Source organism: Caulobacter sp. S45 (genome assembly GCF_009765965.1).
GTDB lineage: Bacteria > Pseudomonadota > Alphaproteobacteria > Caulobacterales > Caulobacteraceae > CAHJWH01.
In genome coordinates, this window is sequence record NZ_LMUL01000003.1 from 118,723 (window position 1) to 144,805 (window position 26,083).

At 67.4% G+C, this 26,083-nt stretch carries 28 protein-coding genes; 11 read left to right on the forward strand and 17 right to left on the reverse strand.

Translation table 11 applies throughout. From position 1 onward, the window contains the following. Positions 1-49: 49 nt before the first annotated feature. Complete coding sequence (locus GSQ87_RS02040) at positions 50-910, forward strand: tetratricopeptide repeat protein (protein ID WP_158912901.1); 861 nt, start codon at positions 50-52, stop codon at positions 908-910. A gap of 21 nt (positions 911-931) precedes the next feature. On the opposite strand, the gene GSQ87_RS02045 is transcribed toward GSQ87_RS02040, so the two are convergent. The 10 genes from GSQ87_RS02045 to GSQ87_RS02090 all read right to left on the reverse strand — a co-directional run bounded on the left by GSQ87_RS02045 (position 932) and on the right by GSQ87_RS02090 (position 10,303). Next, positions 932-1,933, reverse strand: coding sequence for a type II secretion system F family protein (locus GSQ87_RS02045; RefSeq protein ID WP_158912902.1), 1,002 nt, complete (start codon positions 1,931-1,933; stop codon positions 932-934). Positions 1,934-1,942: 9 nt separating this feature from the next. Then, positions 1,943-2,917: a type II secretion system F family protein gene (locus GSQ87_RS02050; protein ID WP_371416632.1), complete on the reverse strand. Its 975-nt coding sequence runs from the start codon at positions 2,915-2,917 to the stop codon at positions 1,943-1,945. A 5-nt stretch (positions 2,918-2,922) separates the two neighbouring features. Beyond that, the gene (locus tag GSQ87_RS02055; RefSeq protein ID WP_158912903.1) at positions 2,923-4,449 is read right to left on the reverse strand and encodes a CpaF family protein; all 1,527 of its coding nucleotides are present in this window, start codon (positions 4,447-4,449) and stop codon (positions 2,923-2,925) included. Positions 4,450-4,462: 13 nt separating this feature from the next. Further along, positions 4,463-5,911 carry a CpaE family protein gene (locus tag GSQ87_RS02060; RefSeq protein WP_158912904.1) on the reverse strand — a complete coding sequence of 483 codons (1,449 nt, stop codon included), beginning with the start codon at positions 5,909-5,911 and terminating at the stop codon, positions 4,463-4,465. Positions 5,912-5,945: 34 nt separating this feature from the next. Then, on the reverse strand, positions 5,946-6,662 hold the full coding sequence (locus GSQ87_RS02065) for a CpaD family pilus assembly protein (protein ID WP_158912905.1): 717 nt from the start codon (positions 6,660-6,662) through the stop codon (positions 5,946-5,948). Beyond that, positions 6,649-8,277 (reverse strand): type II and III secretion system protein family protein, encoded by a 1,629-nt coding sequence (locus GSQ87_RS02070; protein WP_305764183.1) that lies wholly within the window; start codon positions 8,275-8,277, stop codon positions 6,649-6,651. The genes GSQ87_RS02065 and GSQ87_RS02070 overlap by 14 nt, the downstream gene beginning before the upstream one ends. After that, positions 8,274-9,194 carry a Flp pilus assembly protein CpaB gene (gene cpaB, locus GSQ87_RS02075; RefSeq protein ID WP_158912906.1) on the reverse strand — a complete coding sequence of 307 codons (921 nt, stop codon included), beginning with the start codon at positions 9,192-9,194 and terminating at the stop codon, positions 8,274-8,276. The genes GSQ87_RS02070 and cpaB overlap by 4 nt, the downstream gene beginning before the upstream one ends. Before the next feature lie 106 nt (positions 9,195-9,300). Continuing rightward, positions 9,301-9,813 (reverse strand): prepilin peptidase, encoded by a 513-nt coding sequence (locus tag GSQ87_RS02080; RefSeq protein WP_158912907.1) that lies wholly within the window; start codon positions 9,811-9,813, stop codon positions 9,301-9,303. 70 nt (positions 9,814-9,883) lie between these two features. Further along, positions 9,884-10,054 carry a Flp family type IVb pilin gene (locus GSQ87_RS02085; RefSeq protein WP_158913004.1) on the reverse strand — a complete coding sequence of 57 codons (171 nt, stop codon included), beginning with the start codon at positions 10,052-10,054 and terminating at the stop codon, positions 9,884-9,886. A 72-nt stretch (positions 10,055-10,126) separates the two neighbouring features. After that, the gene (locus GSQ87_RS02090) at positions 10,127-10,303 is read right to left on the reverse strand and encodes a Flp family type IVb pilin (RefSeq protein ID WP_158912908.1); all 177 of its coding nucleotides are present in this window, start codon (positions 10,301-10,303) and stop codon (positions 10,127-10,129) included. A gap of 456 nt (positions 10,304-10,759) precedes the next feature. Here GSQ87_RS02090 and GSQ87_RS02095 point away from each other — a divergent pair, with 456 nt between their 5' ends. The 3 genes from GSQ87_RS02095 to GSQ87_RS02105 all read left to right on the forward strand — a co-directional run bounded on the left by GSQ87_RS02095 (position 10,760) and on the right by GSQ87_RS02105 (position 12,481). Further along, positions 10,760-11,185: a pilus assembly protein N-terminal domain-containing protein gene (locus GSQ87_RS02095; protein ID WP_158912909.1), complete on the forward strand. Its 426-nt coding sequence runs from the start codon at positions 10,760-10,762 to the stop codon at positions 11,183-11,185. Between the two features lie 112 nt (positions 11,186-11,297). After that, the gene (locus GSQ87_RS22645; protein ID WP_158912910.1) at positions 11,298-11,810 is read left to right on the forward strand and encodes a TadE/TadG family type IV pilus assembly protein; all 513 of its coding nucleotides are present in this window, start codon (positions 11,298-11,300) and stop codon (positions 11,808-11,810) included. 5 nt (positions 11,811-11,815) lie between these two features. Then, positions 11,816-12,481, forward strand: coding sequence for a TadE/TadG family type IV pilus assembly protein (locus GSQ87_RS02105; RefSeq protein ID WP_256375862.1), 666 nt, complete (start codon positions 11,816-11,818; stop codon positions 12,479-12,481). Between the two features lie 31 nt (positions 12,482-12,512). On the opposite strand, the gene GSQ87_RS02110 is transcribed toward GSQ87_RS02105, so the two are convergent. Continuing rightward, entirely contained in the window at positions 12,513-13,418 is a 906-nt protein-coding gene (locus tag GSQ87_RS02110; protein ID WP_158912912.1) for a TraB/GumN family protein, read from the reverse strand. A 14-nt stretch (positions 13,419-13,432) separates the two neighbouring features. Continuing rightward, positions 13,433-14,284, reverse strand: coding sequence for a bifunctional DNA-formamidopyrimidine glycosylase/DNA-(apurinic or apyrimidinic site) lyase (gene mutM, locus GSQ87_RS02115; RefSeq protein WP_158912913.1), 852 nt, complete (start codon positions 14,282-14,284; stop codon positions 13,433-13,435). A 110-nt stretch (positions 14,285-14,394) separates the two neighbouring features. Here mutM and GSQ87_RS02120 point away from each other — a divergent pair, with 110 nt between their 5' ends. The 3 genes from GSQ87_RS02120 (at position 14,395) to ubiB (ending at position 18,972) form a co-directional block, all read left to right on the forward strand. Next, positions 14,395-16,479 (forward strand): NAD(+) synthase, encoded by a 2,085-nt coding sequence (locus tag GSQ87_RS02120; RefSeq protein WP_254062702.1) that lies wholly within the window; start codon positions 14,395-14,397, stop codon positions 16,477-16,479. 222 nt (positions 16,480-16,701) lie between these two features. After that, complete coding sequence (gene ubiE, locus GSQ87_RS02125; protein ID WP_158912914.1) at positions 16,702-17,460, forward strand: bifunctional demethylmenaquinone methyltransferase/2-methoxy-6-polyprenyl-1,4-benzoquinol methylase UbiE; 759 nt, start codon at positions 16,702-16,704, stop codon at positions 17,458-17,460. Between the two features lie 6 nt (positions 17,461-17,466). After that, complete coding sequence (gene ubiB, locus GSQ87_RS02130; protein WP_158912915.1) at positions 17,467-18,972, forward strand: 2-polyprenylphenol 6-hydroxylase; 1,506 nt, start codon at positions 17,467-17,469, stop codon at positions 18,970-18,972. 26 nt (positions 18,973-18,998) lie between these two features. Here the strand turns inward: ubiB and GSQ87_RS02135 are convergent, their stop codons facing one another. Beyond that, on the reverse strand, positions 18,999-19,865 hold the full coding sequence (locus GSQ87_RS02135) for an FkbM family methyltransferase (protein ID WP_158912916.1): 867 nt from the start codon (positions 19,863-19,865) through the stop codon (positions 18,999-19,001). Positions 19,866-20,043: 178 nt separating this feature from the next. On the opposite strand from GSQ87_RS02135, the gene GSQ87_RS02140 reads away from it, so the two are divergent. After that, complete coding sequence (locus GSQ87_RS02140; protein ID WP_254062703.1) at positions 20,044-21,054, forward strand: aldo/keto reductase; 1,011 nt, start codon at positions 20,044-20,046, stop codon at positions 21,052-21,054. A gap of 10 nt (positions 21,055-21,064) precedes the next feature. Next, positions 21,065-22,072 carry a bile acid:sodium symporter family protein gene (locus GSQ87_RS02145; RefSeq protein ID WP_158912917.1) on the forward strand — a complete coding sequence of 336 codons (1,008 nt, stop codon included), beginning with the start codon at positions 21,065-21,067 and terminating at the stop codon, positions 22,070-22,072. A 28-nt stretch (positions 22,073-22,100) separates the two neighbouring features. Here the strand turns inward: GSQ87_RS02145 and GSQ87_RS02150 are convergent, their stop codons facing one another. From GSQ87_RS02150 to GSQ87_RS02160, 3 genes are all read right to left on the reverse strand, one after another. Next, positions 22,101-22,244 (reverse strand): hypothetical protein, encoded by a 144-nt coding sequence (locus tag GSQ87_RS02150; RefSeq protein WP_158912918.1) that lies wholly within the window; start codon positions 22,242-22,244, stop codon positions 22,101-22,103. 192 nt (positions 22,245-22,436) lie between these two features. Beyond that, on the reverse strand, positions 22,437-23,066 hold the full coding sequence (locus GSQ87_RS02155) for a YbhB/YbcL family Raf kinase inhibitor-like protein (RefSeq protein ID WP_158912919.1): 630 nt from the start codon (positions 23,064-23,066) through the stop codon (positions 22,437-22,439). 2 nt (positions 23,067-23,068) lie between these two features. Next, a complete protein-coding gene (locus tag GSQ87_RS02160) occupies positions 23,069-23,896 on the reverse strand; it encodes an undecaprenyl-diphosphate phosphatase (protein ID WP_158912920.1) in 828 nt (275 codons plus the stop codon). A 173-nt stretch (positions 23,897-24,069) separates the two neighbouring features. Here GSQ87_RS02160 and GSQ87_RS02165 point away from each other — a divergent pair, with 173 nt between their 5' ends. Together GSQ87_RS02165 and GSQ87_RS02170 are read left to right on the forward strand one after the other, a co-directional pair. After that, the gene (locus GSQ87_RS02165) at positions 24,070-24,615 is read left to right on the forward strand and encodes a YcnI family protein (RefSeq protein WP_158912921.1); all 546 of its coding nucleotides are present in this window, start codon (positions 24,070-24,072) and stop codon (positions 24,613-24,615) included. A gap of 13 nt (positions 24,616-24,628) precedes the next feature. Beyond that, entirely contained in the window at positions 24,629-25,084 is a 456-nt protein-coding gene (locus GSQ87_RS02170; protein WP_158912922.1) for a copper chaperone PCu(A)C, read from the forward strand. Between the two features lie 62 nt (positions 25,085-25,146). Here the strand turns inward: GSQ87_RS02170 and GSQ87_RS02175 are convergent, their stop codons facing one another. After that, on the reverse strand, positions 25,147-26,037 hold the full coding sequence (locus GSQ87_RS02175; RefSeq protein ID WP_158912923.1) for an SMP-30/gluconolactonase/LRE family protein: 891 nt from the start codon (positions 26,035-26,037) through the stop codon (positions 25,147-25,149). Positions 26,038-26,083: the final 46 nt, after the last annotated feature.

Here is a 26,083-nt window from a genome sequence, read left to right on the forward strand (position 1 = left end):
GCCGACGAGCGAGACTGCGGCTCGTCGGACACCGACCAGGATCACCCAGATGTGTCGCAAGCCTTTGCGAACCGCAACCGCTCTCACCGCCCTGCTGGGCTCGATCGCCCTCGCGGCTCCCGCCTCGGCGTGGCCGTTCGCCGCCAAACCGGCGGCTTCCACGCCCCCCGCCGCCGCGCCCGCGAGCAAGGCGACGACGCCGGCGGACGACGGTCCCAAGAAGGCCTCACCCCAGGAGCGCGCCGCCGCCGAACGGATGGACCCCTTGGCGCGATCGGTGTTCTGGGCCCACGAGGCCAACCAGGACCTCACCGACGCCCAGGCCTGGGTCTCGCTCGCCGCCAGCCTGCGCGCGCTCGGCCGTTATCAGGAGGCGGGGGAGTCGGTCGACAAGGTGTTGGTGCTCTACCCCGCCAACCTCGACGCCCTGCTGGAAAAGGCCCGCGACCATATCGGCGCGGGCAAGGGCTTCTACGCCCTGGACCCGCTGCGCAAGGCCGAGGCCGCCGCGCCCAGGGACTGGCGGGTCTATTCGCTGATGGCGGTCGCGCGCGAGCAGAACCGGCAGCCGGACGAGGCCCACGCCGCCTACGAGCAGGCGTTGGTCCTGTCGCCGGATAATCCTGGGGTGCTTTCGAACCTCGGGCTCTGGTACGCCAGCCACGGTCAGCGCGCCGAGGCGGAGACCTATCTGCGTCGCGCCGCCGCCCAACCCACCGCCACCGCCCAGGAGCGCCAGAACCTGGCGCTGGTGCTGGGCATGGAAGGCCGGCTTGCCGAGGCCGAGCGGCTGATGCGCGAGGACCTGCCCCCCGACGTCGCCGACGCCAACCTGGCCTATCTGCGCGAGGCGTCAAAGACCGGCGGCCATGGCCTGCTCCCGCCGGGTCCGATGGCCCAGGCGCGCTAGGCTACATCACACCCTAGGCGGTCATTTTCCGGGCGTGGCCGAAGCGGCCGCATGGTTGTGTTTCTGGGTGTCCTGCACCTTGATGATCGCCGGCCCCAGGATGACGATGAACAGCACCGGCAGGAAGAACAAGATCATCGGCACGGTCAGCTTGGCCGGCAGCTGCGCCGCCTTCTTCTCCGCCGCCGCAATCCGCATCTCGCGATTCTCCTTGGCCATGACCCGTAACGCGCTGCCGAGCGGCGTGCCGTAGCGTTCGGCCTGGATCATAGCGGTCACCACGGCTTTCACCCCCGGATGGCCGGTGCGTCGGGCGAGCCCTTCGTAGGCCATACGACGCTCGGGCAGGTAGCTGAGTTCGGCGGTGAGCAGGGCCAGTTCTTCCGCCAGTTCGATCGAGCTTGCGCCGATTTCGGCGCCCACCTTCTGGATGGCGGCCTCGATCGACATGCCCGATTCCACGCAGATCAGCAGCAGGTCCAGCGCATCCGGGAACACGGCCATGATCGAGGCCTGCCGCTTGCCGATGCGATTCTGGAGATAGAGGTTGGGCGCGTAGTAGCCGCCCACGAATAGGGCGGCGACGGCGACGAAGCGCACCTGCGTCGTCCAATGGGTGGCGTGCAGCACGAATAGATACAGCGCCGCCAGCACCGCCAGGATGAACGGCATCAACAGGCGGAAGAAGTAGAAGGTGGAGATCGGCCGGGGACCGCGCAGGCCCGCCCGGGCCAGCTTGTCCACGACCTTGGGGTCTTCCAGCAGCTTGTTGAGCTGGAATCGATCCACGACCTTCTTGGCTAGGCTCTCGTCCACATGGCGCAGGCTGCCGTCGCGGATCTGCTGGCGGGAACGCCGGCGAAGCTCCTCGCGCCGGTTGGCGACCGACTTCAACCGGCCTTCCAGCTTGTCGCCGCGGAGCAGGGGCGCAGCCAGGGTGGCGACGGTGCCGAAACAGACCATGGCGGTGGCTGCCGCCATGATGTTGAGCGGGTTGTCCAGAAGGCTGACGGGATCGAACATCTCGCGCCCTCAGAACTTGAAGTTGATCATCTTGCGCATGACGAACACGCCACACGCCATCCAGAACGCACCGATCATCAGCATAATGTGACCGCGAGGGTCCGCGATCATCGGCGCCATGTAGTTCGGCGTCGTCAGCGACACGAGCATCATGATCCCCGGCGGGAGCGAGGCGATGATGGCGGCGGAGGCCACGGCCTCGCCCGACATCGCCTTGATCTTCTCGACCATCAGTTTGCGCGCGCGCAGGACCACCGACAGGTTGCCGAGCGCCTCGGCCAGGTTGCCGCCGGTCTTCTGCTGAATGGACAGGACGATGGAGAAGAAGCGCACTTCCGAGGTCGGCATGCGGCCATGCAGCTTGTCGAGCGCCTCTTCGACCGACTGCCCCATGGACAGGCCTTCCACCAGCTTCTTGAACTCGCCGGCCAGGGGTTCGGGGCTTTCGCGGGCGATCACCTTCAGGCAGTCGTTGACCGGCAGGCCCGACTTGATGCCCCGGACGATGATGTCGGTGGCGTTGGGGAAATCGGCGGTGAATTTCTTCAACCGCCGCTTGCCCAGGAAACCCAGCACCCATCTCGGCAGTCCCAGGCCGCCGGCGAAACCCACGCCAAGCCCGATCAGCGGATTGTGGCTGACCGCGAACGCGCCCAAGCTCAGAATGATCGCCAGGACGCCGCTGATGATCCAGAAGGTGCGGACATTGGGGTTCAGGCCGGCCTGGTTCAGTCGGCCCTCCAGGGTCACCGTCTTCTTGCGCTGCTGCTGTTCGACGGCCTTGAGGTTCTGAAGGATCTGCTTGCGCCGGTTGGCCGCGGCGTCCTGGGGCGTGCGGCTGCGCTCCGACTTGGCGGCCGGACTCGTCGCCGCCTGCATCCGCTTCAGGCCCTTGGTCTGGGAACTCTCGCCGCCGACCAGGGCGTAGCCGGCGCCGCCGATGGCGATGAAGGCGAGAACGCCGACCAGGATCAGCAGCATCATCGGCGCTACTCCGCGTCGTCCAGGGCGTCGGCCAGTTCGCGCTCCAGGCCGTAATAGCGCGCCCGATCCCAGAAGCGCGGGCGGGCGATGCCCGTGGAACGGTGACGCCCGGCGACGCCGCCATTGGCGTCTTCGCCGGTGATCTCGTAGACGAACAGGTCCTGGGTGATGATCACGTCGCCTTCCAGGCCCACCACCTCGGTGATGTGGGTGATTCGGCGCGAGCCGTCGCGCAGGCGCGCGGCCTGGATGATCACGTCGATGGAGCCGACCACCATCTCGCGGATGGTGCGCGACGGCAGGCCGTAGCCGCCCATGGTGATCATCGATTCGATCCGGCTGATCGCCTCGCGCGGGCTATTGGCGTGCAAGGTGCCCATGGAGCCGTCGTGGCCGGTGTTCATGGCCTGCAGCAGGTCGAACGCCTCGGGTCCGCGGACTTCGCCGACGATGATCCGCTCGGGACGCATCCGCAGGCAGTTCTTGACCAGGTCGCGCATGGTGATCTGGCCCTGCCCTTCCAAGTTGGGCGGACGGGTTTCCAGGCGCACCACGTGGGGCTGCTGCAGCTGCAGTTCGGCCGCGTCCTCGCAGGTGATGACTCGCTCGGTCGGGTCGATGAAGGCGGTCATGGTGTTGAGCAGGGTGGTCTTACCCGAACCCGTACCGCCGCTGATCAGCACGTTGCATCGCGAGGCGCCGATCACGCCCAGCACCCGCGCCCCCTCCGGACTGATGGAGCCGAAGCCCACCAGATTGCTCATGGTGAGCTTGTCCTTCTTGAACTTCCGGATGGTCAGGGTGGGACCGTCCAGCGCCAGCGGCGGACCGATGACGTTGACGCGCGAGCCGTCCGGCAGGCGGGCGTCGCAGATCGGGCTGGATTCGTCGACGCGACGGCCGATCTGGCTGACGATCCGCTGGCAGATGTTCATCAGCTGCTGGTTGTCGCGGAAGCGGACATTGGTCAGCTGAACCTTGCCGCCCACTTCGATGAACACCCGGCCGGCGCCGTTGACCATGATGTCGGCGATGTCGTCGCGGGCCAGCAGGGGCTCCAGCGGACCATAGCCCAGCACATCGTTGATGATGTCCTGGACCAGGTGCTCCTGCTCCGCGCCGGACATGGAGACGTTCTTGATCGCCACCAGTTCGGCGACGATGTCGCGGATTTCCTCAGCCGCCGCGCGTACATCGAGCTGGGCCAGCTGGGCCAGGTCGATGGTGTTGAGCAGGGCCGTGTAGATGGTCGTCTTGGTGGCGTGGTAGTAGTCGCTCTGCTCACGGACGATCTCGGTGACCGCCCCGTCCTTGCCGCCACCGCCCTGCGCGGCCTTGAGCTGTTCCAGCGCCGCCGTGGCCCGTGGCCCGCTGGAGGCCGCCGTGGGCTTGGGCGCGGGAACCATGGCCGCCTCGAGCGGGCGGGGCGCTTCCTTGCGTTGGGGACGCGTGGCGATCTCCGCGCCGCCTGGGGGCGGCGGCGGGGGGGCGGCCGACTTGGTCGGACCGTCGAGGCTACGCTTGCCGAACATGAACTGACGCTCCTCAGCCGCGCTTGCGCAGCCGCTCGATGAGCGACTTGGCGGTCTTGGGCGCCGCCGTCGCCGCTTCCCGGCGGGAAAGCTGCTGGGCGAACTGCGCCAACCCCTCGGACACCTTGGACTTGGCGTTGACGTCCTGGATCATCTGACCGTTGTTGGCGGCCTGGCCGAACAGCTTGGCGTCGAAGGGCAGCACCAGCGAGGGCTCCAGGCCGAGCGCCTTGGCGAAGTCCTTCACGGGAATCTCGGGGCGGCCCGGCACCCCGACCTGGTTCAGGATCAGCTGCGGGGGGTGGTCGTTGGGACGTCCCTTGCGCACCAGGTCCAGCAGGTTCTTGGCGTTGCGCAGCGAGGCCAGATCGGGCGAGGCCACCACCACCACGTCGTCGGCCGCCAACAGGGTGCGCCGCATCCAACCCGTCCAGATGTGGGGCAGGTCGAGCACCACATAGGGCGCGGTCGCGCGGATCTTGCCCAGCACCTCTTCGTAGGTGTCGGCGCTGTAGTCGTGATCGTCGTCCAGCGACGCCGGGGCCGCGAACAGGCTCAACCGCTCGCCGCAGCGCGCGGTCATCCGATCGAGCAGCACCGGGTCCAGTCGATCCGGCTTTGACAGGGCGTCGGCGAAACCCTGCAGCGGGTCCTGGTTGAAATCGAGTCCGGCGGTGCCGAACGGCAGGTCGTAGTCCACGATCACGGTCGACGCCTGGGTCTGCTCGGACATGGCGTAGGCGATGTTGTGGGCTAGGGTCGACGAGCCCACCCCCCCCTTGGCGCCCACGAAGGCCAGGGTGCGGCCGATGAAGGGCGTGGCCGGATCGGAATACAGGGTGGTGACGGCGCGGATGAGCTGCAGGGTCTGCATCGGCGGCACGAGGTACTCGCTCACGCCACGCCGCATCAGCTCGCGATAGAGCGGGATGTCGTTGTGGGTCCCGATCACCACCACCTTGGTGCCGGGGTCGCAGACCTCCGCCAGCCGGTCGAGCCCGGCCAGAAGGGACGCCGCGTCGGCGGTGCTTTCGACCAGGATCAACGAAGGCGTGGGCTGGTTCTGGTAGAGGGCCAACGCGTCATCCAGGCTGCCGCCACGGATCACCGTGCTGGCGCGCGCCAGACGGCGGTCGCCCTTCATCTGCTCGGCCAGCGCCTCGGTCTCGCTGCGCTGGAAGAAGACGTGGATACTGATGCGCGGCACCGCCGCCTCGCCCAATGCGGCTTCTCCGCCGATGAGCAGCGCGCCCATGGGGTTGACGGCCATGGTCGAGGTTTCGACGGCCGGAAGCTCCACGTCGGGAGCGGCCAGGGTTAGGTCCGGTTCTTCCCACGCGGAGACGTCGATCGGAGTGTTGGAAGCGGCGGCCGGCATGGCGAAGTCGTCGTCCACGTCGAAGCCCGAGAAGTCCTCGTCGAAACCGATCTGTCCGAAATCGGCCTTGGCGGTGCGCGTCATGAGGCTCTCCCGCTACGCAAGCTCTTAAAATAGATCATTGCGATGTAGCCGCCGAAACCTTGCCGGACGCCTGATCATCGGACGTCGTCGAGGTGACCAGGCCGTTGCGGTATTTTCCCAACACCACGGCGCGCCGGCTGTTATCGGCCGGCGTCACGACCGCAGGTGCGATCAGGTCACGCGGATTGGCGATCTGCGCGCCCATGTTGGCCGTGACAGAACAACCGAAAGCGGCATAGGCTTGGTTGTCGAAGTGGGCCATCAGACTGTCCCAACGGTTCGCGCAGCGCGGGCCGGTCGCCTCGAACCTGTCGTAGCTCACCAGCACCGGGGCCTGGGTCGCATCGGGTCCGGCGACGTAGGCGCTGGCCTGCACGTGGTCGGACGGCACGCCCAAATGCTGCAGATAGGCGGAAATCTGGTCTGCGATCTTCTTCGTCAGCAGGATGGCCGGGGCGTCGCTGGGCGTGCGGACCACGACATCGCCACCGCCATTGTCGCGCCATTCGCTGACGAACTGGGCCAGGGCGGACTGCTGGTTGGGCGAAAGCCCCTCCGCGTGCAGCCCGATGGCGATCTGCTCCGGTGCGGTGGTCACCTTCAGCGCGTATTGTTCGGTCGGGGTGACGGCGGGCGGCTGGTCTGCCAGGATCGCGTCGCGCTTCGTGGCGCAGCCGTCCAGCCCGGCCGCCAAGGTCAGTATGGAAGCCAAGGCGAGCAGGCTGCGGCGCATGGGATCACTGGACGACATAGCCGAAGGGTCCCTTATAGGTTTTGCCGGCGGTGGTCGGGGCGGCGGCGGTCCCCATGGACTTGTTCAGTTGTCCGAGCAGATAGGTCGAAGCGTCGTCGGCGATCACCAGACCGTCGGCTGGTGTCTGGAGCTGGTCGGGCCGGCTGGGCTTGACGAGATAGGGCGTGACGATAACCACCAGTTCGGTCTCGCTCTGCTGGTAGTCGCGCGAGCGGAAGAGCGCCCCCAGGACCGGCAGCTGGCTCAGACCCGGCAAGGCGGCGATATCGCTTCCGGTTATGGATTCGAGCAGGCCCGCGATCATCATGGAACCGCCGGAAGGTAGTTCGACCACCGTCTGCGCCCGGCGGATGCTCAGGCCTGGAATGGTGACGGTGGGCGTCGTGGTGATGGTCGAGCCGCCGCCGCTGGTCGTGCCGCCCGTCGTCGGCGTCGTCGTCGGGGTGCTCGAGCCGACGCTGGTGCTGGACGAACCTTGCTGGGTCAGGGCGCCGACGTTGGTGAGCTGGGAGTATTCCGTCGAAATCTTCAGGGAAATCCGCCCAGCCGACAGGACCACGGGCGTAAAGCCCAGGCCGACGCCGAACTGCTTGAAGGTGACCGTGATACGGCCCGTGCTATCCTCACCGACGGGGACAGGGAACTCGCCCCCGGCCAAAAAGTTCGCGGCCTCGCCGGAGACGGTGGTGAGATCGGGCTCTGCGAGAGTGCGCACCAGTCCGGCCTGCTCGAACGCTTGCAGAGCCGCTTGGCCGGTCGCCGTCTGTGCGCCGTTCGTATAGGTGTAGCTGCCGCTGGTGAGCCCCCCGAGCAAAGAACCGTTGATGCCATAGGTCGCAGCGTCGGCCAGGTCGAAGCGCGAGTTGCCGACGTGGGCCACCAGGGCGTTCAAGTTTACGCCCAGCTGCTTCACGATCTGGCGGTTCACCTCGACGATGCGGACCTTGAGCATCACCTGCTCGGGTCCGGCGACGGCGAGCATGTTCAACACCTTTTCCGGCTTGTCGACGAAGCTGGCGGCGATGCGTACGGCCTTGTCGGCGTCGCTGGCGTTGGGGACCTCGCCGCTGAGGATCAGGGAATCGTTGAGCGCTTCGACATGCACCGAAGAGCCCGGCAGGACGCGGTTCAAGGTCTCGGCGACGGCGGAAACATCCTGGTCCACGCGTATGTTGAGGCGCAGGATCTGATGGCCCATGCCGTCCACGAACACCGCGTCGGTCGAGCCGGACTTCTTGCCGAGCACATAGATGCGGCGAGGGCTGGAGAGCACCACGTCGGCGGTGGCGGGGTCCGAGACCAGGACGTCGCGCGCATCCACCGGCAGTTCGATCACCGCCGACTTGCCGCGCGGCAGGGCGAGGTTGCGCACGCCCGCGCCGTGGAGGTCCAGGGCGACGGTCTGATTGGGGGAAACGGCCGGAGCGCCGGCCAGGGAGGCGTCGGCGGCGGGTGGGGCGGCCATGTCGCGCCAGGGGGCCGGGCTGGCGGCGCGAGCGCCGGCGGCGTGGGCGAGCACGGCGGCGCCGACCGCAGCTAAGGCCGCCAGATGCGCCAGAGCCGTCTTCATCGGCGCGGAGCCCAAAGGCGCGGGACGAAACACCTTGCTCATTGGGTCACCGTGACGGGAGTAGAGGCGGAGGTGCGGAACACGCGCACGACGTTATCGGCCTCGATGCGGTGCGGCTGGACGCCGATCTCGGCTGGGCCGGCGGCGTCCGCATAGGAGCGCAGCATCAGGGTCAGGCTACCCGACGCCTTGGCCACCACCAGGTACTCGGCCTGAGAGGCGGTACATTCTACCGTGGCGGTGGCGCCGATCTCCGCGTTGGTCTTGGGCGCCCCGATGCTCTGGTCGATCGCCAGCACGCGCACATTCTTCATGATCGTGTTGGTGACGTGGGTCTGATTGCCCCCGCCCCCGTTCGGAACGCCGGAGGAGGCGGACGCGCTGGCGTCAAGCGTGCGCGTCAGCAGCACGTCCACATGATCCCCGGGAAGGATGAAGCCGCCCGCAGCACTTTCCGCCGTCAGCGGAAGAGCGACGGCGCGCATGCCGGGATCGAGCGTCACCGCCATCACCCCGCCGGCGCCCGGATGGACCAGCTTGGTCCGAACGATGGGTTCGTTGGCGATGATGCGCTCGCGCACGATGGAGGCGATCAGGCTCGCGCCGGCGCCCTTCGCGGGATCGGACATGGCCGCCTTGACCGCGTCGGCGGCCTGATCGACCTTGCCGGCGAGTTGGCCGGTCGGCGCTGTCCTAGGCGGACCGTCGGTGATGAAGGCGGGATTGAGCGCTTCGGCCGGCCACGTCTGCCAGGACATGTCGTCGGGACCGACCTTGTCGCCGACATTGAGGTCGTGCTTGGCGACCAGCACCCGCACGACGGGATGAGGCTGAACGGGTGCGGCGATCACCACGGGCGCGACACGGCGCGCGGAGGCCATGCCGTGCAGTACGACGCCCACGCAAGCTATGCCCGCAATCAAGGCGACCACCAGGATCGCCATGCGTGTGGTGTTCATGTTCCGATCTTTCCAGGGGCGCACGCCGGAGCGCAGCCTCTTCAGAATCCATTCGCCGCCAGGGGAACATGCGCCCGGCTGGTTAACGCTCGCCTAAGTAAGCGCGTTAAGATCTGTGAAGGTGGCTCAGCAAGGGCGCGCCCGGAAGGGCGATCAGCGCGCCCGCCGCAATGGCGACTCCGTAGGGGACGTCCCCGCCGGGCTTCATCAGCCGCCCGAACCAGGCCGGGCCGAAACTCGAAAGCGGCAGAGGAGATTTGCGCAGGGACATCAGGCCGAGCGCCAGCACCCCTCCAGCGATCGCGGTCCAGAGCAGGAAGGGCGCGACCGCGCTCGATCCGAGCCAAAGCGCGCACGCGGCCAGAAGCTTGGCGTCGCCGCCGCCGATCCAGCGCAAGGCGAACATGGCGATCCCAAGCGCCAGACCGACCACCCCCAACCCGACGGAAACGGCGAACACCTGAGGCGACACGCCCATCGCCAGTGCGGCCGGTATGAAGGCCGCGGCCAGGAAGGCCGAGAGGCGGTTTGGAATGGTGTAGGATGTCGCGTCGGTCATGGCCGCGGCGATGACCCCAGCCGGGAAGACCGAAACAAGTACGATTTGAACGGCCGTCATAGTGGCGGACTCCGGCTGATGTTCGTCTTATGCGCCGTCTGTCTGAAGGAACGGTTGATCGCGTCGCTGCTCAATGCCCAATGAGATTATTTGATACAATGCCAAAAGCCGTCAATAGGCCGGAAGAAATGGCGTTTAAGGCTCCGATTATAGCTACGCATATCAGAGCGACGATCACGCCATATTCGACCAGCGTTGCGCCGGCCTCATCGGCGAAGAAGCTTCGAATATGGCAACACATGACACCCCCAAGTAAAAAGGGCCGCGACGAAATCGCCACGGCCCAAAATCTACTCTCTGCAAAATAGGCGTACTAGCTATTGGCGGTGGAAACGCCGTTGGAGACTTTGTTGAACGTGGCGCCCAGGTTGCTGCCCAGGGTGGTGGCGCCGGCGATGATGACGACGGCGATCAGGGCGGCGATCAGACCATACTCGATGGCGGTCGCACCGGATTCGTCGGTCAGGAAGCGCGTGACAAACTTCGACATTGTATATCTCCTAGTTGCACAAGCGGAAAACGGGTCCCGAGCCGTTCTTGCCCGCTTGACCCTCAACACCAGGCCAACATGCCCGCAGCTCCTTAATGTGGAGTGAAAGCCGCCTGCGACATCTATGATTATTTAGTTTACATCGATTTACTATCTTCATTTACTTCTAAATCACCCTAAGAAAGCACCGCCATTATATACACCAGCCGCCTCCTTATTCGGGAACAGGGAACAGAGGACGAGGCTCTCGCGGAAGCGCACGCGAGAGGGGGATGTCCCCGGGACGTTCCGGCGGCGTGGCCGATGACGCCCGCGACAATGGCTATAGAGGCTGCCTCGGGCCGCCCGTGTGGACGTCCTCCACCGCCCGGCGGGAGCCCCGTCCCGGCGGTCGCCGGAGTCGCACCCTTAATCCAGCGGCGTTTTGAGACTTTGTTGACGCTTGCGGAGCATTTTGTGGCGAAGTTTCCCGCAGGTCCGTCCATGCGCTCCATGATCGTCCCTATCGTTCTGACGTTGACGGCCCTGGCCGGCGGCGCCCATGCCGCAAGCCTGAACGTCACGCTGGATCACTCCACCCGCTTGCCGGTGCAGGGCGCCGCGTCGGTGGTGGTGGGCAATCCCGGCGTGGCGGACGTGACCGTGGTCGGCACGAACGCAGTCTACGTGCTTGGCCGCAGCTTCGGCTCCACCGACATCGTGGTGCTGGACAAGGCGGGCCGGACGGTCTTTTCCGGAGACGTTACGGTGACGCGCTCCAACGCCACCGTGGCCCTTTACCGGGGCGTCGACCGCACCGATTTCACCTGCGCCGCAAGCTGCGCCCAGAACGAACATCCGGGCGGAGGAGCCGCCCCCGCGGCTCCAGCAGCCCATCCCTGACACCTTCCCCTCCCCCATGCCGATAAGCAAAACGCAGACGCGAAAAGCTCTGACAGGATCGCTGGCGAAGGCGTTCCGACGCCTGCGCGCGGATCAGCGCGGCGCCACCGCGGTGGAATTCGCCATCGTCGTGGGCCCGTTCATCTTCATGATCTTCGCGATCCTGGAACTGGCGCTGGTCTTCATGGTCAATGTCAGCCTGGACAACGCCACGGCCATCGAAGGACGCAAGTTCCGCACCGGCCAGGAGTGCATCGACAATTCCAGCGACACCGTCGCCGTCAACAACCTGAAGCAGAATATCTGCAACAACATGTCGTGGCTTCAGGCCCAGTGCATGAGCAATCTTTACGTGGATATCCGCACGTTCAGTTCGTTCACCGGCGCAAGCTCCCCCAGTCCAACGACGGGCGCCTCTTTCGATCCGACCAAACTACAGGACACTTCAGGTGGGGCGCAAACAACCAACGTGATGACCGCCTATTATAAATGGACGCTGCTCACGCCCTTCCTGTACGGCGGCCTGCAAACCTACCCCGGCACCGGCCAGCATCTCCTGGTTTCCACCGAGGTGTTCGACACCGAGCCCTTTGGCACGACCACCGCCAACTGCACCCAGGGATAGTGGCCGTGCCAAAAAATCGAGCCGCCGCGTTCATTCGGCCAATACTCAGGGACGCTCGCGGCGTTTCGGCCATAGAATTCGCCTTGATCGCGCCGGTCCTGATCCTGCTTTACTGTGGGATGGCGGAGCTGTCCTCGGCGCTGATGGCGGCGCGCAAAACCGATCACGCCATCTCCACCGTCGGCGATCTCGTCGCCCAGACCCCGGCCACCCCGGCCCTGCCCACGCCGACGATCAACCCCAGCCTCATGGCCAACAACTTCCAGGCCGCCGTCGACATCATGGCCCCCTACCCCTCAACCTCCGGAAGCAGCTCCACGCCCATCCTTCTGTTAAGAGCCACCAGCCTGGTCATGCAGGCGGACAACAGCATCCAGGCGATCTGGAGCTGCACGCCCTCCGGCCAGAACGGTTTGACGCCCATGGCGAAGAACACCGTGGTGGTGCCCAAGACTGGCGCGACGACCCCTGGCGGCGTCACCATCAGCAGCCTGCTCACCAACCCGGGCGACAGCGTCATCATGTCGGAGGGGCAGTACGCTTTCACATCACCGGTGAGTTACTTTATTCCGAATGCGCTGAACTTCAGCAACACCTTCTATCTCAAGCCTCGCCAAGGCGCCTCGATCGCATATGCGACCACCGGCTCCGGCGCCAGCTGCAACGGCTAGCATCCGACACGGCTATCGGAAGTCAGCCGCCTCAGGGTCCATCGACCTTCAGGCCATCGCGGCGCAACATCGCCGGCACCCCCTCCGACCCGATCAGATGGCCGACCCCCACCACCACGAAGACGTTGCGCCCCTCTTGGGCCAGCTGCGCGATCCGCGCGGCGAAGCGGCGGTTTCGCTCCACGATCAGGCGTTCGTAGAGGGCGTGATCGTCGCGCTTCATCGGGTCGATCGCGTCGCGTTCGACGGCCCGGACGTCCCCCGCCGCCCAGGCCTTGGCCATGCGGTCGAAGATGTCGGGGTCCTTGTCGATCTCGTCCAGGGTCTCGCGCAGGGAAGCGATTTGCTCGGGAACGGGGTCGCTAGAAAACAGGTCGATCTGGCTATCCACCGTCTCGAAGGCCCCCCGCGTCGCGTTTGGCGAGACGCCAGCCGATAGCTGGTCCTCCACCCCGAGGTCCGCCCGCGCGCCCTGCTTCTGGAAGTACATCAGCGACAGGGTCAGTTCGGCCATCCACGGCCGCAGCCGCTGGAGCGAAGCGACCGGCAGGCCTTCGCGTGCAGCCAGGGTGGCGGTGCGGGCGTAGAGCTCGGGCGGCAACAGCTGGTCCAGGGTCTGGCCCGCCGGCAGCAACCCCTTCTGCAGCGCCAGCTTGCCCGCCTCGGCCTGAGAGGCGGCGTCGAAGGGGATTTCGAACCAGATGGCGCTGGAACCCGCCAGATCGGCGTCGAGCGCCGGATTGCGCCAACGGGTGGCGTCCGACAGCAGGTGAACCGATCCGAACAGGGTGATGTGGCCGCCGCCGGCCTCCTGCACGTGCCAGACCGGCGGGTCCGCCAAGGCGGCGCCTGCAAGGGCCAAGCCGCCCACGACGGCGGCCGCAAGGCGTGCGATCGCAGCGAACAGACGAGAGCGGAACCGGGCGATTCGGATCATGGGGCCATCATGCCTTAGCGCTGGCAGGTCGCGCAGAAGAAGGTTGACCGGCCGCTCTGCACCAGCCGCCGCACCACACCCGAACAGCGGGGCTTCAGGCAGGGCTGGTCCTCGCGACCGTAGACACGGAAGGCGTGCTGGAAATAGCCCAGGCCGCCCTCGGCGTTGCGGTAGTCCTGGAGCGTGGAGCCGCCGGCCTCGACCGCCGCCTCCAGCACGGTCGTCACCGCCGTGGCCAGCCGCTTGAGCTCGGCCGCGCGGATGTCCCCCGCCTGTCGTTCCGGGTCGATCCCCGCCCGGTGCAGCGCTTCGCAGACGTAGATGTTGCCGAGCCCCGCCACCACCCGCTGGTCGAGCAGGGTAGCCTTGACACTCTGGCGGCGGCCGGCGAAGCCCTGGGCCAGCACCTGCGGCCCGAACTCCGGCCCCAGCGGCTCGGGTCCAAGCCCGGCGAACCAGGCGTGGCGCTCCAGCTCGACGGTCGGGATCAGGTCCATGTAGCCGAACCGGCGGGCGTCGTTGAACGAGACGGTTGCGCCGCGCTCGGTGTGCAGGACGATATGAGTGTGCTTGGAATCGCCGCCGGCCTCGTGGACGAAACGAGCGGGACTATTGTCCTCGATCAGGAAACGGCCGGTCATGCCGAGGTGGGCGACCAGGGTCTCGCCGGTGTCGAGCGGCGCCAGCAGGTACTTGGCCCGTCGATCCAGCCGCTGGATGGTCGCCCCCGTCAACCGCGCCACGAAGTCGTCCGGCAGCGGAAAGCGCAGGTTCGGCCGCCGCTGCTCCACCCGCACGAGCCGCGCGCCCTCAAGATGGGGCTGCAGTCCACGCCTTACGGTCTCGACCTCGGGAAGCTCGGGCATGGGATGCAGATAGGCGATGGATGCTTCGCCTGTCGATGAAAATGGCTGGGGCCTGACGCACCCGGGCGCCTTGGGCTAAAACACCTATCTCTGAGCGGCTTCGTCCCAGCATGCCGCAGGACGAGGCCGCCGCCGGACACGTCATGACCCAGACCCTGCCCTTCGATTCCCCCTACGCCCACGGCCTGATCCGGCTGGGCGTTTGCGTGCCGCGGCTACGTCCCGCCGATCCGGTGTTCAACACCGATCAGATGCTGGACCTAGTCCGCCGGGGGGACCGGGACCGCGCCGCCCTGCTGCTGTTCCCCGAACTGGGCGTCAGCGCCTACGCCATCGACGACCTGCTCCAGCAGGGCGCCCTTCTGGAAGCCGTGCAGGCCCAGCTCGCGCGTCTGGTGGAGGCCAGCCGCGAGGTGCTGCCCGTGATCGTGGTCGGCGCGCCGCTGCTGCATGGCGGGCGGCTCTACAACACCGCCGTGGCGATCTATCGGGGCAAGGTGCTGGGCGTGGTCCCCAAGCTGTATCTGCCCAACTACCGCGAGTTCTACGAGCGCCGCCACTTTGCCTCGGGCTCCGGGATGTTCGGGGCCGAGATCGACGTGGCGGGAACCCAAGCCCCGTTCGGCCTGGACCTGCTGTTCCGGGCCGAGGGCGCAAGCCCGTTCACCTTCCATATGGAGATCTGCGAGGACGTCTGGACCGCCAATCCGCCCAGCGGCATCGCGGCGGTGGCGGGGGCCGAACTGCTGCTCAACCTGTCGGCCAGCAACATCGTCATCGGCAAGGCGGAGATGCGCAAACTGCTGTGCGCCTCGCAATCGGCCCGCTGCATCGCCGCCTACGCCTATTCGGCGGCGGGACCAGGCGAATCCACCACCGACCTCGCCTGGGACGGCCAGGCGTCGGTGTTCGAGATGGGCGACGACCTGGTGGAGACCGAGCGCTTCGCCCGCGAATCCACCCTGGCCGTGGTCGACGTGGACCTCGGCCGCATCCGCTCGGAACGCATGCGCACCGGCAGTTGGGGCGACAGCGCCGTACAGGCCGGGCTGAAAGCGCCGCCCTGGCGCACCGTCCGCTTCGACTTCGCCCCGCCGACCGAGCCGATGGCGCTCAAGCGCAAACTGGAACGGTTCCCCTATGTCCCGTCGGACCCGGCGCGGCTGGCGGCGGACTGCTACGAGGCCTGGAACATCCAGGTCCAGGGCCTGACCGAGCGCCTGCGCGCAGCCGGCGTGGACAAGCTGGTCATCGGCGTGTCCGGCGGCCTGGACTCCACCGAGGCCCTGGTGGTGGCGGTCAAGTCCATGGACCTGTTGGGCCTGCCTCGCACCAATGTGCTGGCCTACACCCTGCCGGGCTTCGCCACCTCGGACGGCACCAAGTCCAACGCCTGGACCCTGATGAAGGCGCTGGGCGTATCCGCCGCCGAACTGGATATCCGCCCCGCCGCCCGCCAGATGCTGGCCGACCTCGACCATCCCTTCGCGCGCGGGGAGAAGGTCTACGACGTCACCTTCGAGAACGTGCAGGCGGGCCTGCGCACCGACTACCTATTCCGGCTGGCCAATCGTTACGACGGGATCGTGCTGGGCACCGGCGACCTGTCGGAGCTGGGGCTGGGCTGGTGCACCTACGGGGTGGGCGACCAGATGAGCCACTACAACCCCAACGGCTCGGTCTCCAAGACGCTGATCCAACACCTGATCCGCTTCGCCGCCGAGTCCGGCGAGTTCGGGGCGGAGGCCTCGGCGGTGATGCACGCCATCGTCGCCACCGAGATCAGCCCCGAACTGGTCCCCGCCGGGGAGGACGGCAAGGGGCAGTCCACCGAGGCCATGGTCGGGCCCTACCCGCTGCAGGACTTCAACCTGTTCTACTTCACCCGCTACGGCTTCAAGCCGTCCAAGATCGCCTACCTGGCGTGGCAAGCCTGGCGCGATGCGGGCGCGGGCGAGTGGCCGAGGGACATCCCCGCCGATGCCCGGCGCGCCTACGACCTGGCCGAGATCAAGCGCTGGCTGGCCCTGTTCCTCAAGCGGTTCTTCGCCAACCAGTTCAAGCGCTCGGCCATGCCCAACGGCCCGAAGATCACCTCGGGCGGATCGCTTTCGCCGCGCGGCGACTGGCGCATGCCCAGCGACGCCTCGCCGGCGGTGTGGCTAGCGGAGCTTGAGGCGAACGTGCCGGATTGAGGGCGCGCTTTTTCCTTCTCCCCTTGCGGGAGAAGGAAGTGGCCCGCGTGTCGATAGACACGTGGGAAGGTTGAGGGGTCCCGCTGCGGTATCGGACGGTAAACATCCGTCGCCCCCTCACCCTCCCAGCAGAGCTGGGTCCCACCCTCTCCCGCAAGGGGAGAGGGGCCAATCGCCATAACCGACGTGACGCGCCCGCCCCTCCTGCGCTAAGCAGCCTCCATGACCGGAACCCGCGCCACCTTCGGCTTCAAGGATGTCGAGCCCGACGAAAAACCCCGCCTCGTGCGCGGCGTATTCGACCGGGTCGCCTCCCGCTACGACCTGATGAACGACCTGATGAGCGCAGGCGTCCACCGGGTGTGGAAGGACATGACCGCCGCCCGCCTCAACCCCCAGCCCGGCGAGCGCATCGTCGACTGCGCCGGCGGCACGGGCGACATCGCCAGACGCCTCGCCAAGCTCGCCCGCCAGGCCCAGGCCCGGCGCGGCGGCGAGGACGCCGAGATCCTGGTGGTCGACTACAACGCCGAGATGATCGGGGTCGGCCGCGAGCGCGTGACCGAGCCCGAGATCGCCTGGACCGTCGGCGACGCCCAGCGCCTGCCCCTGCCCGACGCCTCGGCCGACGCCTATGTGATCGCCTTCGGCATCCGCAACGTCACCGACATCCCCACCGCGCTGCGCGAAGCCCGACGCGTGCTGAAGCCCGGCGGCCGCTTCCTGTGCCTGGAGTTCTCGCGTCCGCCGGCCAAGGCGCTGCGCAACGCCTACGACGCCTATTCCTTCAGCGTCATCCCGGCCGTGGGCCAGTGGGTGGCCAAGGACCGCGACAGCTACCAGTACCTGGTGGAGAGCATCCGCCGCTTCCCCGACCAGCAGACCTTCGCCGCGATGATGGAGACGGCCGGCTTCTCGCGCGTGACCTTCACCAACTTCACCGGCGGAGTGGCGGCGCTGCACCACGGCTGGGCGATCTAGCAACAGATGCCCTCACGCATCGCCTCCGCCCTGCGCCTGGTGGTCGCCGGCTATGTGCTGGCGCGCCATGATGCGCTCGCCCCGCGCGAGGTGGCGTCCCTGTTGCCGGCGACGGCCCGGTTCGGCGCCGGCGCACTGCGGATGCTCGCGGGCGGAAGCAAGGCGCCAGGACGGCCCGGCGAGCGGCTGGCCCGCGCGTTCGAGCAACTCGGCCCCGCCGCGATCAAGCTCGGCCAGCTGCTGTCGACCCGCGCCGATATCTTCGGCGAGCAATTCGTCGACGACCTGGGCCACCTGAAGGACCGCCTGCCGCCCTTCCCGCTCGCCGTCGCCCGCGCCCAGGTGGAGAGCGAGCTGGGACGGCCGATCGACAGCCTGTTCCTCGACTTCCAGCCGCCCATAGGCGCCGCGTCGCTCGCCCAGGCCCATCCCGCGGTCATGATCGACGGCCGCCGGGTGGCGGTTAAGGTGCTGCGTCCAGGCGTCGAGCGGCGGGTGATGGCCGACATCGGCGCCTTGCACCTGGGCGCGGCCTTGGCCGAATGGCTCGCGCCACCGCTGCGCCGGCTAGAGCCGCGCGCCTTCGCCCTGACCGTCGCCCGCTCGCTGGAGCTGGAGCTGGACCTGCGGCTGGAGGCGGCCGCCTGCAGCGAACTCGGCGAGGTGATGGCCGAGAGCAGCCACATGCGCGCGCCCAAGGTGATCTGGGAAGGCGTGGCCAAACGGGTGCTGACCCTGGAGTGGGTCGACGGCACGCCCCTGTCGCGCCCCGAAGCGCTCGATCTGCCGGGGCTGGACCGGCCGGCGCTGGCCAATCACGTCACCCGCGGTTTCCTGACCCAGGCGCTCGACCACGGCGTCTTCCACGCCGACCTGCACGAGGGCAACCTGTTCGTCAGCGCCCCAGCCATCGTGGAGGCGGTGGACTACGGCATCGTCGGCCGGCTCGACGCCGACGCCCGGCGCTTCCTGGCCGAGATCCTCTGGGGCTTCCTGCGGCGCGACTATCGCCGGGTGGCCGAGGTGCATTTCGAGGCCGGTTATGTGCCCGCCGGCCAGGACGTGGCCCTGTTCGCCCAGGCCTTGCGCGCGGTGGGCGAACCGATATTCGGCCGACCGGTCAAGGACGTCTCGATGGGCCGGCTGCTCGGCCAGCTGTTCGAGATCACCGGACTGTTCGGCATGCACCTGCGCCCCGAACTGGTGCTGCTGCAGAAGACCATGGTGGCGGTGGAGGGCGTGGCGCGCCGCATCGACCCCGAGCACGACATCTGGGCCGCGGCCCGCCCGGTGGTGGAGCGCTGGATGGCGCGCGAACTGTCGCCGGTTCGTCGCGTGCACGACCTGGGCGAGCGTGTGCTGCGGGTCGCCGAAAGCCTCGCGCGCAAGGCCGAGACGTCCCTTCCGGCGACCGTCGTGGTCCAGCGCCGCGCGTCTCGCATCGCCTATGCGGCGCTGGCCCTGGCCATCGCCGCCCTTGCGGCGACGGTAGAGCTGTTGATCCGAGGCTGAAGCCTGGCAAGACGCGGCCGGTGGCGTCAACGCACCGTGGGGACGTCCACCCCGAACGTATCCAGCATGTATTTTCGAAGGCGGTCGAGCACCCGTCCCTTTAGGGGCGAGCCCTCGGGAAAGGCGATATAGTTCCAGACCTGGGAGCGTTCGAAATTCTCGGCGCGCTCCATCTCCACGCCGAAGAAATCATAGACCCGGTAGCCCATCGGTCGCAGGAACTCGAGCAGGTCGGCCGCGTCGTAGTCGAAGGCGCGAGCCGAGATCACGTCGAATTCGAATACGACCACGGGCTTGAACGCATCCAGCAGGCGCACAGCCCCGCGCATCGCAAACAGCTCGGCGCCCTCGATATCCATCTTCACGAAGGAGATCGGTTCGCCGGCGAGCTCAACCACGTCGTCCAGCCGAACGAGTTCGACCGTGCCCTCGACCTTCTCGAAGCCGACATTGGGCCTGTCCTTCAGGCTGTTCAGACCGCCGTGGCCTGGCACCTGGAAGAAGCTCGCCGTGGTCGCCCGGTCATAGGCGCCGGCGGCGATGATGGTGACGATGTTGGCGAAGGCCGGATAATGGGTCGCGAGTTGTCGCCGCAACTTCGCCGCCAAATCCGGCGCCGCCTCGACGGCGATCACCTTTCCCCGCGCACCGACGCAGGGCGCGACCTGGAAGGTATGGTCACCATTGTTGGCGCCCACGTCCAGCACCCGATCGCCGGGCCGCACGACCTCGCAATAAACTTCCCGGACGAGCTGTTCGAAATCGAACCAGACGCCGCCCGCACGTTGCAGCACAGCCCTGTGAAACGCTTCGATACCGCCTTCGAGGGCCTCGACGTCCTGCACCACCGGCGCCACCTCGCAAGCTGGATCATCAAACACGCGGGCGCGCACCTGCCCCGCTTCTGCAAACCTCGCGCATCCGCCACTTCAAGTCGAGACGGGCGGAGCCGGAACCCGGACATGAACGCGGCCGGGGTTTCGACTCCCCCCGATCTCGACACGCAGACGCGATAACCATTATCGCCCGAGCCCCCGCAATCCGGCCTAACGCTCCGGCGGGATGCGGCATATGTACCGCCCCATCCCAGCGGAGAAACCCACCATGGACTACGTCAATCTCGGCGCCACGGGCCTGAAGGTTTCGCGCCTGTGCCTCGGCTGCATGACCTACGGGGCCAAGAGCTGGCGGGACTGGGTGCTGGACGAAGAGGCCAGCCGGCCCTTCTTCAAGCAGGCGCTGGAAGCGGGTTTCAACTTCTTCGACACCGCCGACATGTACTCGGTCGGCGTCAGCGAGGAGGTCACCGGCCGGGCGCTGAAGGACTTCGCCAAGCGCGACGAGGTGGTCATCGCCACCAAGGTGTTCCACCCCATGAGCGAGAAACCCAACGCCGGGGGCTTGTCGCGCAAGCACATCATGTCGGCCATCGACGCCAGCCTGAAGCGGCTGGGGACCGACTACGTCGACCTCTACCAGATCCACCGCTTCGACTACGACACCCCGGTCGAGGAGACCATGGAGGCCCTGCATGACGTGGTGAAGGCCGGCAAGGCCCGCTACATCGGCGCCTCGTCCATGTTCGCCTGGCAGTTCGCACGGATGAACCACGCCGCCGACCTGAACGGCTGGACCCGGTTCGTCTCCATGCAGCCCCAGTACAACCTGGTCTATCGCGAGGAAGAGCGCGAGATGCTGCCGCTGTGCGAGGCGGACGGCATCGGCGTGATCCCCTGGTCGCCGCTGGCGCGTGGCTTCCTGGCCGGCAACCGCAAGCGCGGCGGCGGCGGCGAGACCACCCGCTCGGGCTCGGACCCCTTCGCCGACAAGCTTTACGGCGACGACGACTTCGACGTGGTCGACGCCCTGACCAAGGTGGCCAAGGAGCGTGGCGTGTCCAACATGCAGGTCGCATTGGCCTGGGTGCTGTCCAACCCGACCATCACCGCCCCGATCGTCGGCGTCAGCAAGGCCCACCACCTGCCCGACGCCCTGGCCGCGTTGGAGATCGAACTCAGCGACGCCGAGACGACGGCGCTGGAAGCCCCCTACCGGCCCAAGGACGTCAAGGACCACGACTGAGCCTGATCGAATGAGCAAGCTGGCGCGCCTGCGTCCCGACAACTTCACCCTCGCCCTGCTCTGCACCGTGGCGCTGGCGACGATGCTGCCGTGCCGGGGCTGGGCGCAGCCGGTGTTCGAGACCCTGACCACCTGCGCCATCGCGCTGCTGTTCTTCCTGCACGGGGCCAAGCTGTCGCGCGAGGCGATCGTGCAGGGGATCGGGCACTGGCGGCTGCACCTGGCGGTGCTAGCCTCCACCTTCCTGCTGTTCCCCGCTATGGGGCTGCTGACGCGCCTGGCCCCGCCGGAGGTGGTCAAGCCCGCCATCGGCGCGGGCGTGCTCTATCTGTGCCTGCTGCCGTCCACGGTGCAGTCCTCGATCGCCTTCACCTCGATCGCCGGGGGCAATGTGCCGGCGGCGGTGTGCAGCGCCTCGGCCTCCAACCTGATCGGCATCTTCCTGACCCCGGTGCTGGCGGCCCTGCTGATGGGCGCGCACGGCCGCAGCGGCAACGAGGTCGCGGCGGTCGAAGGCGTGGCGCTGCAGTTGCTGGTCCCCTTCGTCGCCGGCCACCTGTCGCGTCCGTTGATCGGGCGGTGGGTCGACAGGCACAAGGCGATGCTGGGCGTGGTCGATCGCGGCTCGATCCTGATGGTGGTCTACACCGCCTTCAGCGCCGCCGTGGTCCAGGGCCTGTGGCGGCGGCTATCCGGCGAGGACCTGTTGATGGTGCTGCTGCTCGACGGCGTGGTGCTGGGCGCGGCGCTGGCGCTCACCACCTGGGCCGCCCGGCTGCTGGGCTTCAACCGGGCGGACGAGATCACCATCGTCTTCTGCGGCTCCAAGAAGAGCCTGGCATCCGGCGTGCCCATGGCCGGCGTGCTGTTTCCCGCCGCCCAGGTCGGGCTGCTGATCGTACCGCTGATGATCTTCCACCAGATTCAGTTGATGGTCTGCGCGGTGCTGGCCCGCCGCTACGCCGCCCGCGCCGCCGCAGCGCCAATGCCGCAGGTTGCAAAACAGGCGAGCGCCTGATCGGGCGGATCGGGCGCTGGCCCCTCGCCTAGCGGATCGCGAACCAGACAATCACGCCCAGGACCGTGCACAGTCCCATGGCGACCAGCAGCGGCAGGAATAGAATCGGGTCGGTGGCGATGGCGACCAGGACGTCTTTCAGTCCCCAAAATGAACCAGAGGATTTACGCACTGAACTACACCATGACGCGAACTAAGAAAATACAAACCTCAGATTGAGGCTCGTACTTAATTACTGTTATGCAAGTTCAAGACCAACGTATCGTTTTCCCGCCAACAAAATCATCAGGCGCAAAAGCGTGAGCAGGTCGAGGACGATCCTTCACACCAGGAGGGACGTGCGCCGGCCGTTGCGACTATGCCGCTAGGGCTGGGGCTCGGGCTTTGGCGCCGGTTTGGGCGCCGCATAGGTCGCCACCAGCTCGCCCCGCGCGATCACATGACCCTTCATGGCGCCCAGCACCCGGTCGAGATGGGCGCCGGGATGGACGTGCAGGACGCGATCCAGGGCGAACACCTGGAAGTGGTAGTGGTGCGGCCCGTCGCCGGCCGGCGGCCGGGGCCCGGTGTAGCCGACGGTGTCGTGGGAGTTCCAGCCCTGGGCCGCGCCCAGCGGATTGGTGGGTTCGGGCGTGTTGCGCATGCCGCCGGGCAGGCTGAACACCTTGGCGGACATATCGTAGACTACCCAATGGATCACGGCCTCGGCCATGTGCCCGTCGGGGTCCTGTAGGATCAGCACATAGCCCTTGGTCCCCGCGGGGCCTTCGGTCCAGTGCATCGGCGGCGAGACGTTCTTGCCGTCGGCGGTATATTTCGCCGGGATCGGCCCGCCCGCGATGAGGCCCGAAGCCGTCACGCTGATCGTTTCGGGCGCTTGAAGATCGGGGCTGTCGAAGGCGATCGGCAGGGCCGCCACCGGACCCGCCGCGAGCCCCAGAACACCCGCCAGGGCCACCGCCGCCGCGCAACCCAAAAGGCGCGATCCACCCATCGTCACACCCCCATCGCCAGCAGGGCCAGCGAGACCGCGCCCGCCAGCCAGCAATAGATGGCGAAGGGGTCGAAGGCCTTGAACTCGTGCTTCTTGAACCAGCGCATCAGCGCCCACAGGCTGACATAGGCCACCGCCCCCGCGACCACGCCGGCGCCCCAGGCCTGGGTGCTGAAGTGAGCGCCCTCCTTGTGCAGCTTGGGCACTTCCAGCACCGCCGCGCCCAGGATGATCGGGGTGGCGGTCAGGAAGGAGAAACGGGCGGCGTCCTCGTGGTCGAGGCCCGACAGGAAGCCGCCGACCATGGTGGTGCCGGAGCGCGAGATGCCGGGGATCAGCGCCAGGCACTGGCACACCCCGATGAACAGCGCGTGGCCCCAGCTCAGCTCGTCGATCCGCCGCGTCGCCTGGCGCTTCAGCCGCTCGGCCGCGAACAGGATCACCCCGTTCACGATCAGGAAGATCGCCGCGATCATGGCGCTGGCGAAGACGTGGCGGAGCAGCTTCTCGAAGGCGAAGCCCACGACCACCGCTGGGATGGTCGCCACCACCACCCGCCAGAACAACCGGCGGTCCTGCTGGGCGCGGGCGCCGCGGTTCAGCAGCACGGCCATCGCGAAGTCCCACCAGTCCCGCCAAAAATAGACCAGCAGGGCGACCGCGGTGCCCAGGTGCATCACCACCAGGAAGGGCAGGAACCCCGCTCCGTTCTGGTCCACGTTCCAGTGCAGCAGCGACGGCACGATCACCGCATGACCAAGGCTGGAGACGGGGAACAGCTCCGTCACGCCCTGCAGCACCGCCAATAGAATGACCTGGATCGTCGACACCCGCCGCCTCCGCGTTGCAAGCCCTCCTTCTAGAGGGTGATCACGGAAAGTGGAGGCCGGTTTCGGTCGCGGCCGCGCTGTTTCTTCGAGAAACGCGGCGTGTGATCGATCCACGGGACCGAGGACGGGGTTTTGCGCGTAATTTCGCCCAGGTTCCGCATAGATAGGAGACCATGTTCAGACAATCCGCCTTGTCCGTCTCCCTCGTCGCCGCCCTTTCGGGGGTCTGCGGCGCCGCCGGGGCGCACGTCGTGCTGACCGAGCCCATGGCCCACGCCGGCGCCTCTTATGTTGGCCACTTCCGCGTCGGACACGGCTGCGCGGGCGCGGCCACCACCGCCGTCGAGGTCCGCCTGCCTGAAGGCGTGACCGCCGCCAAACCCCAGCCCAAGCCCGGCTGGACGCTTGAGATCAAGCGCGAACCCCTGACCCAGCCCGTGAAGGGCGAAGGCGGCGGCTTGCTGCATGAGCGGGTGGCGGCGGTGATCTGGCGCGGCCGGTTGCCGGACGATGAGTTCGACGAGTTCGCCCTGATGGCGAAGCTGCCCGCAACGCTTGGCCCGCTGTACTTCCCGACCCTGCAGACCTGCGAAAAGGGCGAGGAACGCTGGACCGACATCCCCGCGCCCGGCGCGGCCTGGGGTTCGGTCCCGCATCCGGCGCCCGTCGTGACGCTGGAGGCCGGCGGCGAGGACCCCATGGCCCACATGCATCACTGATCAGGACCCGATAATGCGTCTCTTCCTCGGCGCCGCCCTCGCGCTCCCCGTCGCCTTCGCCAGCCTTGCGTCAGCCAACGCAGCCGCGCCGACGCCAGCCGTTTCCGTCAGCAATGCGTGGAGCCGCCCCGCCCTGCCCGGCATGTCCACCGGCGTGATCTACCTGACCGTGACCAACCACGCCGCCAAACCCATCAGCCTGATGGGCGGCTCGACCCCGGTGGCCGCCACGATGGGCCTGCACCGCTCGGCCATGTCGGGCGGCGTCTCGACCATGGAGATGGTCGATGAAGGGCTGGAGATCCCCGCCGGCGGGACCGTGAAGCTGGAGCCGAACGGCTACCACATGATGCTGATGGGCCTGAAGGGCGGCCTCAAGGCCGGGACCAGCTTCCCCGCCATGCTGGGCTTCGGTCCGGCCGGGTCGACGAAGATCACCGTGCAGGTGCGCGCCACCCCACCGGAGTAAAGAAGGGCTTGGCGTTTAGGCCCGAGGGAGGCGGGAAGCGGAGGCCTTCGAACAATAGTCGCTCACCCGGCGAACCGCTGCATAGGCGATCCCGCCACGTCCAGCGGGATCGCGAACAGGGAACCGTCCAGCGAATCCGGAGCCATGCTCTTCAGCTCCTGGTAGGCGGACGTCACGTAGAGCGTCCGAAGGTCCGGGCCGCCGAAACAACAGCTCGAGGGCTGCCTGACCGGCAGCTCGATCGTCCGGTCGACCCGCCCATCGGGGGTGAAGCGGATCACCTGGCCCGCGCCCCAGCGGGCGTTCCACAGACAGCCCTCCTCGTCCACCGCGGCGCCATCCGGATCGCCGGGAAACGCCTTGTCGAGGAACAGCTTGCGGTTGGTGATCGCCGGGCCGTCGGGATCGTAGTCGAACGACCAGACCAGGCCCTCGCGGGTGTCGGCGGTGTAGAAGCGCGTCCCGTCCGGGCTCCAGCACAGCACGTTGGTGATGCCGACATGGCTCAGCATCTGCTTGGAACGCCCCTGGGCGTCGACGCAGAACAGGCCGCCCGACGAGCGGGTCAGCGGGACGCCCGCGCCGTCAGGTCCCAGATTGTCGGCCATGGTGCCGAACCAGATCCGCCCCTGGGGATCGGTGCCGCATTCGTTGGAGCGGTTGCCGGGGTCGGCGTCTGGCTTGGCGAACACCTTGGTCGCCCCGCTCTCCAGGTCGAGCCGGTACAGGCCGTCGCGCAAGGCCACCATGGCGTCGCCCTTGGTGGTCGGGAACACCGCCGAACAGAACAGCTCGAAGCTCCAGCGGGTGATCGCCCCGCTCGACGGATGCAGCCGCTTGGCCTGCTTGCCGGGAATATCGGCCCAGAACAGGCTCTGGCTCTCGACGTCCCAGAACGGCGCCTCGCCGAGCTGGTCGCGCTCGGGACGTTCGATGATCTCCCACGCTGGCATCGACCTGGATTTCCTCCGTGTTTCGAAGCTCTGGCGTGGGACGGGC

Coding starts and splice junctions, on each gene's coding strand:
- GSQ87_RS02080 (WP_158912907.1), bottom strand. CDS start 9,813: ATGACGGCCGTTCAAATCGTACTTGTTTCGGTCTTCCCGGCTGGGGTC.
- GSQ87_RS02110 (WP_158912912.1), bottom strand. CDS start 13,418: ATGATCCGAATCGCCCGGTTCCGCTCTCGTCTGTTCGCTGCGATCGCA.
- ubiE (WP_158912914.1), top strand. CDS start 16,702: ATGACCGGAACCCGCGCCACCTTCGGCTTCAAGGATGTCGAGCCCGAC.
- GSQ87_RS02065 (WP_158912905.1), bottom strand. CDS start 6,662: ATGTCGTCCAGTGATCCCATGCGCCGCAGCCTGCTCGCCTTGGCTTCC.
- GSQ87_RS02165 (WP_158912921.1), top strand. CDS start 24,070: ATGTTCAGACAATCCGCCTTGTCCGTCTCCCTCGTCGCCGCCCTTTCG.
- ubiB (WP_158912915.1), top strand. CDS start 17,467: ATGCCCTCACGCATCGCCTCCGCCCTGCGCCTGGTGGTCGCCGGCTAT.
- GSQ87_RS02120 (WP_254062702.1), top strand. CDS start 14,395: ATGCCGCAGGACGAGGCCGCCGCCGGACACGTCATGACCCAGACCCTG.
- GSQ87_RS02175 (WP_158912923.1), bottom strand. CDS start 26,037: ATGCCAGCGTGGGAGATCATCGAACGTCCCGAGCGCGACCAGCTCGGC.
- GSQ87_RS02070 (WP_305764183.1), bottom strand. CDS start 8,277: ATGAGCAAGGTGTTTCGTCCCGCGCCTTTGGGCTCCGCGCCGATGAAG.
- GSQ87_RS02155 (WP_158912919.1), bottom strand. CDS start 23,066: ATGGGTGGATCGCGCCTTTTGGGTTGCGCGGCGGCGGTGGCCCTGGCG.
- cpaB (WP_158912906.1), bottom strand. CDS start 9,194: ATGAACACCACACGCATGGCGATCCTGGTGGTCGCCTTGATTGCGGGC.
- GSQ87_RS02060 (WP_158912904.1), bottom strand. CDS start 5,911: ATGACGCGCACCGCCAAGGCCGATTTCGGACAGATCGGTTTCGACGAG.
- GSQ87_RS02055 (WP_158912903.1), bottom strand. CDS start 4,449: ATGTTCGGCAAGCGTAGCCTCGACGGTCCGACCAAGTCGGCCGCCCCC.
- GSQ87_RS02050 (WP_371416632.1), bottom strand. CDS start 2,917: ATGATGCTGCTGATCCTGGTCGGCGTTCTCGCCTTCATCGCCATCGGC.
- GSQ87_RS02145 (WP_158912917.1), top strand. CDS start 21,065: ATGAGCAAGCTGGCGCGCCTGCGTCCCGACAACTTCACCCTCGCCCTG.
- GSQ87_RS02085 (WP_158913004.1), bottom strand. CDS start 10,054: ATGTGTTGCCATATTCGAAGCTTCTTCGCCGATGAGGCCGGCGCAACG.
- GSQ87_RS02040 (WP_158912901.1), top strand. CDS start 50: ATGTGTCGCAAGCCTTTGCGAACCGCAACCGCTCTCACCGCCCTGCTG.
- GSQ87_RS02170 (WP_158912922.1), top strand. CDS start 24,629: ATGCGTCTCTTCCTCGGCGCCGCCCTCGCGCTCCCCGTCGCCTTCGCC.
- mutM (WP_158912913.1), bottom strand. CDS start 14,284: ATGCCCGAGCTTCCCGAGGTCGAGACCGTAAGGCGTGGACTGCAGCCC.
- GSQ87_RS02140 (WP_254062703.1), top strand. CDS start 20,044: ATGTACCGCCCCATCCCAGCGGAGAAACCCACCATGGACTACGTCAAT.
- GSQ87_RS02045 (WP_158912902.1), bottom strand. CDS start 1,933: ATGTTCGATCCCGTCAGCCTTCTGGACAACCCGCTCAACATCATGGCG.
- GSQ87_RS02090 (WP_158912908.1), bottom strand. CDS start 10,303: ATGTCGAAGTTTGTCACGCGCTTCCTGACCGACGAATCCGGTGCGACC.